The sequence below is a fragment of the Melaminivora alkalimesophila genome (assembly GCF_000282995.1).
In the GTDB taxonomy this organism is placed as follows: domain Bacteria; phylum Pseudomonadota; class Gammaproteobacteria; order Burkholderiales; family Burkholderiaceae_C; genus Melaminivora; species Melaminivora alkalimesophila.
The window spans coordinates 1-6,240 of record NZ_ALEE01000642.1 but is presented as its reverse complement, the minus strand read 5'-3'; the positions used below and the strand labels follow the sequence as shown (position 1 = coordinate 6,240).

The 6,240-nt window shown below is 67.2% G+C and carries 5 protein-coding genes; 4 read left to right on the top strand and 1 reads right to left on the bottom strand.

Going from position 1 to position 6,240, the window contains the following annotated elements; all coding sequences use genetic code 11:
- Positions 1–286: 286 nt before the first annotated feature.
- Positions 287–1,087, bottom strand: coding sequence for a Crp/Fnr family transcriptional regulator (locus A612_RS12535; protein WP_019374815.1), 801 nt, complete (start codon positions 1,085–1,087; stop codon positions 287–289).
- A gap of 264 nt (positions 1,088–1,351) precedes the next feature.
- Here A612_RS12535 and A612_RS12530 point away from each other — a divergent pair, with 264 nt between their 5' ends.
- The 4 genes from A612_RS12530 to A612_RS12515 are packed head-to-tail and all read left to right on the top strand — an operon-like array spanning position 1,352 to position 6,147.
- A complete protein-coding gene (locus A612_RS12530; RefSeq protein WP_019374814.1) occupies positions 1,352–3,286 on the top strand; it encodes an AMP-dependent synthetase/ligase in 1,935 nt (644 codons plus the stop codon).
- A 23-nt stretch (positions 3,287–3,309) separates the two neighbouring features.
- A complete protein-coding gene (locus tag A612_RS12525) occupies positions 3,310–4,095 on the top strand; it encodes an ABC transporter ATP-binding protein (protein ID WP_019374813.1) in 786 nt (261 codons plus the stop codon).
- A 16-nt stretch (positions 4,096–4,111) separates the two neighbouring features.
- Positions 4,112–5,041 carry a branched-chain amino acid ABC transporter permease gene (locus tag A612_RS12520; protein ID WP_040436825.1) on the top strand — a complete coding sequence of 310 codons (930 nt, stop codon included), beginning with the start codon at positions 4,112–4,114 and terminating at the stop codon, positions 5,039–5,041.
- Positions 5,042–5,070: 29 nt separating this feature from the next.
- Entirely contained in the window at positions 5,071–6,147 is a 1,077-nt protein-coding gene (locus tag A612_RS12515; protein ID WP_019374811.1) for a branched-chain amino acid ABC transporter permease, read from the top strand.
- Positions 6,148–6,240: the final 93 nt, after the last annotated feature.

The following is a 6,240-nucleotide window of genomic DNA, read 5'->3' as shown; positions in this document are numbered from 1 at the left end:
CCCCCAGCCGCGCGCGATCCACTCGTCCGCCTCGCGGCGCGAGCACAGGCCGAGCTCCGCCATGCGCTTGTTCAGGCGCTGGGCACCCGCGGGCACCTGCGCGCCCTGCGGCGCCGCGGGGCGGGACGACCGGGCGCGGCCGGACGCCGGCGCGCTCGCCGGCCGGGGCGCTGCACTCAGGCTCAGGCGCGGGCGGGCGCGAGGGACGGGAGAAGCGGGCGCAGGAGGAGAGGGCCGGTCGGACATGCGCACTATTGTCGCGCGGCCGACGCCGGGCCGCCGCCGCTCAGATCAGGGCGGCCGGCTCGCGGTGCGCAGGCAGCGCCCCATCCGCCTTGCGCCGCTTGCGCCCCCGCCCGGGGCCGGCGGCGCCCTCGTGCGGAAAGAGGCTGGTGCGCAGGGCCTGCAGATCCAGCACGCGCAGGCCCCCGTACTCCACGCGGATGGCGCCCTGCGCCTCCAGGAAGGCCAGCGCCTCGTTCACCCGCTGGCGCGACAGCCCCACGAGGTAGGCGAGCTCCTGCTGCGTGATGCGCAGCACATCGCCCAATCCCGGATAGAGCACCGGATTGAACAGTGCCGCCAGGCTGCGCGCCACCCGCAGATCCGGACGGCCCAGCCGGTCGATCTCGCGCGCGCCGATGAACTGCCCCAGCCGTTCGTTGAGCTGGTTCATGATGAAGCGGTTGAAGCCGATGGAGTGGTCCAGCAGCCAGTGGAAGGTGTCGATCGGCAGGCCCGCCACCACGCTCTTGCGCAGCGCCTGGATGTTGTAGCGGTAGGGCTCGCGCTTGACCGCCGTGCCTTCTCCGAACCAGCCGCCGGGCGGCACGCCGGTGAAGGTCATGGTCAGCCCGTCGGCGTTGTCGGTGCTCATCTTGAGCAGCCCCTCCACCACACCGAACCAGTAGGTCACCGGGCGGCCCACGCGACACACGTAGTCGCCGGCTCGGGCATCGCCCACCACGAGCGCGGCCGCCGCCCGCTCGCGCTCGGCCGGCTGCAGCTGCGCCAGCCAGGGAATGCCGGCCAGCTCGGCGGCGGTGGGGGGGCGGCGGCGCTGGTGCAGGGAAGCGTCGTGGCTCATGGGACGCGAGCTTGCCGCCAAACCGGGCGCTGCGGCCTGCGGGAATACCACGATGCCCGGGCTGCGGCCAGGCGGCTGCACGCCCGGACACGGCCCGGGAGGGCCCCTAAGGGTTTGACCCCTGAGGACAAACCCCGAGATTGTCGTCACAAAGACTATATGACGTCAAACACGCTTCTACCATTCGTTTCAAACATGCAGCCAGACGGCCCGCGCATCGCACGCGAAGCCGGGCTGCCGATCCACGAACCCCGAGGAGTCGGAATGAAAAGCACATTCCCCCACCTGCTGCTGCGCCAGGCGAGCGAGCGCCCCGACGCGCCGGCCCTGCGCGAGAAGGAATACGGCATCTGGCAGACCTGGTCCTGGCAGGCCGCCGCCACCGAGGTGCGCCACATGGCCTGTGGGCTGCTGTCGCTCGGTTTCGCGCGCGGGCAGAACCTGGCCCTGATCAGCGACAACCGGCCCCATGTCTACATGGGTTTCCTGGCGGTGCAGAGCGTGGGCGGCGTGCCGATTCCGCTGTACCAGGACGCGGTCGCCGCCGAAATGGCCTTCGTCATCCAGGACGCCGACGTCCACTTCGCCTTCGCCGAGAACCAGGAGCAGGTGGACAAGCTGCTGGAAGTGCGCGAGAGCGTGCCCGGCATCCGCCACATCATCTACGACGACCCGCGCGGGCTGCGCAACTACGACCAGCCGGGCCTGATCAGCACCGCCCAGCTGGTCGCGCGCGGCGCCGAATGGGACCGCGCCAACCCGGGCGTGTGGGAGTCCATGCTCGCCAGCGTCCAGCCGGACGACGTCTCCGTCATCCTCTACACCTCCGGCACCACCGGCAAGCCCAAGGGCGTGTGCCTGACGCACGCGGCCTTCATCGGCTCCGCCCAGGGCGGCATCGAGGTGGACCGCCTGGGCCCGCAGGACGACGTGCTGTCGTACCTGCCGCCGGCCTGGGTGGGCGACCACCTGTTTTCCTTTGCCCAGTGGGTCGTGGCGGGCTTCACCATCAATTGCCCGGAATCGGCGGGCACGGTGGCCATCGACATGCGCGAGATCGGGCCGAGCTACTACTTCGCGCCGCCGCGCATCTTCGAGGGCATGCTGACCTCGGTGTCGATCCGCATGGAAGACGCCGCGCGCCCGAAGCGCTGGCTGTTCGACCAGTGCATGCAGCTGGCGCGCCGCGTCGGCTCCGACATCCTGGACGGCAAGCCGGTCGGCGCGCTCGACCGCCTCAAGTACAAGCTGGCGGACCTGGCCATCTATGGGCCGCTGCGCAACGTCATGGGCCTGTCGCGCATCCGCGTGGCCTACACGGCGGGCGCGGCCATCGGGCCGGACCTGTTTCGCTTCTTTCGCTCGATCGGCATCAACCTCAAGCAGCTCTATGGCCAGACCGAGACCTGCGCCTATGTCTGCCTGCAGCGCGACGGGCAGGTGGAGCTGGCCAGCGTCGGCCAGGCCGCGCCGGGGATCGAGCTGAAGATCGCCGACAGCGGCGAAGTGCTGGTCAAGGGCGTGTCGCTGCTCAAGGAATACTACAAGCGCCCCGACGCCACCGCCGAGGTGTTCGACGAGAACGGCTACTTCAAGACCGGCGACGCCGGCCTGATCGACGCGCAGGGGCAGCTGCGCATCATCGACCGCGCCAAGGACGTGGGCAAGATGGCCAGCGGCGCCATGTTCGCGCCCAACTACATCGAGAACAAGCTCAAGTTCTTCCCGCACATCAAGGAAGCCGTGTGCTTCGGCAACGGCCGGGACCGGGTCTGCGCCTTCCTGAACATCGACTACGAGGCCGTGGGCAACTGGGCCGAGCGCCAGGGCATTCCCTACGGTGGCTACGTGGACCTCGCCTCCAAGCCCCAGGTGCTGGAGCTGATGGCCGAGTGCGTTGCCAAGGTGAACGCCGACCTGGCGAGCGAGCCGGGCATGGCCGACACCCAGGTGGCGCGCTTCCTGGTGCTGCACAAGGAGCTCGACCCGGACGACGACGAGCTGACGCGCACGCGCAAGGTGCGCCGCGGCTTCATCGCCGACAAGTACGGCGTGCTGGTCGACGCGCTGTATGCGGGCCGGTCCGAGCAGTTCATCGAGACCCAGGTCAAGTTCGAGGACGGACGCACCGGCAGCGTCAGCGCCACCCTGAAGATCGTCGACGCCAAGACCTACCCGGCCACGCAGGCAGCCGCCTGAGGCCCCACGAGGCAAGTGCACCCATGACCAGCAAGAAAATCGGCGACGTCATCCTCGACGTCAAGAACATCAGCCTGCGCTTTGGCGGCGTGAAGGCGCTCACGGACATCTCGTTCGACGTGCGCGAGCACGAGATCCGCTCGATCATCGGCCCCAACGGCGCCGGCAAGAGCTCGATGCTCAACTGCATCAACGGCGTCTACACCCCTTCCGAAGGCTCGATCACCTTCCGCGGCAAGACCTTCTCGCACATGAACAGCCGCCAGGTGGCGGAGATGGGGGTGGCGCGCACCTTCCAGAACCTGGCGCTGTTCAAGGGCATGAGCGTGATCGACAACATCATGACCGGGCGCAACCTGAAGATCAAAAGCAACCTGTTCCTGCAGGCGCTGCGCATCGGCCCGGCGGAAAAAGAGGAAATCCGCCACCGCGAGTTCGTCGAGCACATCATCGACTTCCTGGAGATCCAGGCGCACCGCAAGACCCCCGTGGGCCAATTGCCCTACGGCCTGCAAAAGCGCGTGGACTTAGGGCGCGCCCTGGCCATGGAGCCGCAGGTGCTGCTGCTCGATGAACCCATGGCCGGCATGAACGTGGAAGAGAAGCAGGACATGTGCCGCTTCATCCTCGACGTGAACGACGAGTTCGGCACCACGATCGTGCTGATCGAGCACGACATGGGCGTGGTGATGGACATCTCCGACCGTGTCGTGGTCCTGGACTACGGCAAGAAGATTGGCGACGGCGCGCCGGACGAAGTCCGCAACAACGAAGACGTGATCCGCGCCTACCTGGGCACCAGCCACTGAGGCGGGAGACAAGCAAATGGCATTCTTTCTTGAAACATTGATCGGCGGCCTGATGGCCGGCATGCTGTATTCGCTCGTGGCCCTGGGCTTCGTGCTGATCTTCAAGGCTTCGGGCGTCTTCAACTTCGCCCAGGGCGCCATGGTGCTGTTCGCAGCCCTGGCGATGGCGCGCTTCTCCGAGTGGATCCCCAAGTGGACCGGTATCGACAACGCCATCGTGGCCAATCTCGCGGCCTTCGTGATCGCGGGCGTGTTCATGTTTGCCGTGGCCTGGCTGATCGAACGCCTGGTGCTGCGCCATCTCGTGAACCAGGAAGGCGCGACGCTGCTCATGGCCACGCTGGGCATCACCTACTTCCTCGAAGGCGTAGGCCAGACGATTTTCGGCAGCGACATCTACAAGATCGACGTGGGCATGCCCAAGGATCCGGTGTTCCTGTTCGAATCCATGTTCCAGGGCGGCGTCCTGGTGAACAAGGAGGACGTGATCGCTGCCGGCATCGCCGCGACGCTGGTGCTGCTGCTGAGCATCTTCTTCCAGAAGACCAAGACCGGCCGAGCCCTGCGCGCCGTGGCCGACGACCACCAGGCCGCCCAGTCCATCGGCATTCCGCTCAACCGCATCTGGGTCATCGTCTGGTGCGTGGCCGGCGTCGTGGCCCTGGTGGCCGGGATGATCTGGGGCTCCAAGCTGGGCGTGCAGTTCTCGCTCACCACCGTGGCGCTGCGCGCCCTGCCGGTGGTGATCCTGGGCGGCCTGACCTCGGTGCCCGGCGCCATCATCGGCGGCCTGATCATCGGCGTGGGGGAGAAGCTCTCGGAGGTGTACCTGGGCCCGTTCGTGGGCGGAGGCATCGAGATCTGGTTCGCCTACGTGCTGGCGCTCGTCTTCCTGCTGTTCCGTCCCCAGGGTCTCTTCGGGGAAAAAATCATTGACCGCGTGTGACAGGCCGTCGCAACGATTGAGGAGATTCCATGTTTTATCGTGAGAACGGCCAGTTCAAGACGAGCTACCGCGCCGACCAGCAGATCTTCCCCATTGCCCAGGACCGCATCGCGGTGCTGGTGCTGCTGGCAGCGGCCTTCGTGCTGGTGCCGCTGCTGGCCAGCGACTACCTGTACCGCGCCATCCTGATCCCGCTGGTCATCATGTCCATGGCCGCCCTGGGCGTGAACATCCTGGTGGGCTACTGCGGGCAGATCTCGCTGGGTTCGGGCGCCTTCATGGCGGTGGGCGCCTACGGGGCCTTCAACTTCTTCGTGCGCTTCCCCGGCATGCCCCTCATCCCCGCGCTGATCCTGGGCGGCCTGTGCGCCACCTTCTTCGGCATCCTGTTCGGGCTGCCCAGCCTGCGCGTCAAGGGCCTGTACCTCGCCGTGGCCACGCTGGCCGCCCAGTTCTTCAGCGACTGGATGTTCCTGCGCATCAAGTGGTTCACCAACAACTCGGACTCGGGCTCCGTCTCGGTGAGCCAGCTGCAGGTGCTGGGCATGCCGCTGGAGAGCGCCCTGTCCAAATACCTGTTCTGCCTGGCGCTGCTGGTGGTGATCGCCCTGCTGGCCAAGAACCTGGTGCGCGGCGCCATCGGCCGCGAGTGGATGGCCATCCGCGACATGGACGTGGCGGCTGCGGTGATCGGCATCCGGCCGATGTACGCCAAGCTCTCCGCCTTCGCGGTCAGCTCCTTCATCATCGGCGTGGCCGGCGCGCTGTGGGCCTTCGTGCACCTGGGCGCCTGGGAGCCGGCGGCCTTCTCGGTGGAGGTCTCGCTGCGCCTGCTGTTCATGGTCATCATCGGCGGCCTGGGCTCCATCATGGGCAGCTTCTTCGGCGCAGCCTTCATCGTGGTACTGCCCATCCTGCTGAACCAGCTGCTGCCGCCGCTGTTCTCCCTGTTCGGCTTGGAAATCTCCACGGCCGGCCTCTCGCACGCCGAGTTCATGATCTTCGGCGCCCTGATCGTGTGGTTCCTGATCGTGGAACCCCACGGCCTGGCCAAGCTGTGGTCCACCGGCAAGCAGAAGATGCGCGTGTGGCCCTTCCCGCACTGATGTCCGATTCCTTCCCGCGCTACGCAACCACCCAACCACAAGGAGACAACGCCATGAAGCTGACCCAACTTGCCGTCGCGGCCGCCGTACTGG

Excerpts from the sequence above, each read along its gene's own strand:
- A612_RS12535 (WP_019374815.1), bottom strand. The coding sequence starts at position 1,087 with ATGAGCCACGACGCTTCCCTGCACCAGCGCCGCCGCCCCCCCACCGCC.
- A612_RS12530 (WP_019374814.1), top strand. The coding sequence starts at position 1,352 with ATGAAAAGCACATTCCCCCACCTGCTGCTGCGCCAGGCGAGCGAGCGC.
- A612_RS12525 (WP_019374813.1), top strand. The coding sequence starts at position 3,310 with ATGACCAGCAAGAAAATCGGCGACGTCATCCTCGACGTCAAGAACATC.
- A612_RS12520 (WP_040436825.1), top strand. The coding sequence starts at position 4,112 with ATGGCATTCTTTCTTGAAACATTGATCGGCGGCCTGATGGCCGGCATG.
- A612_RS12515 (WP_019374811.1), top strand. The coding sequence starts at position 5,071 with ATGTTTTATCGTGAGAACGGCCAGTTCAAGACGAGCTACCGCGCCGAC.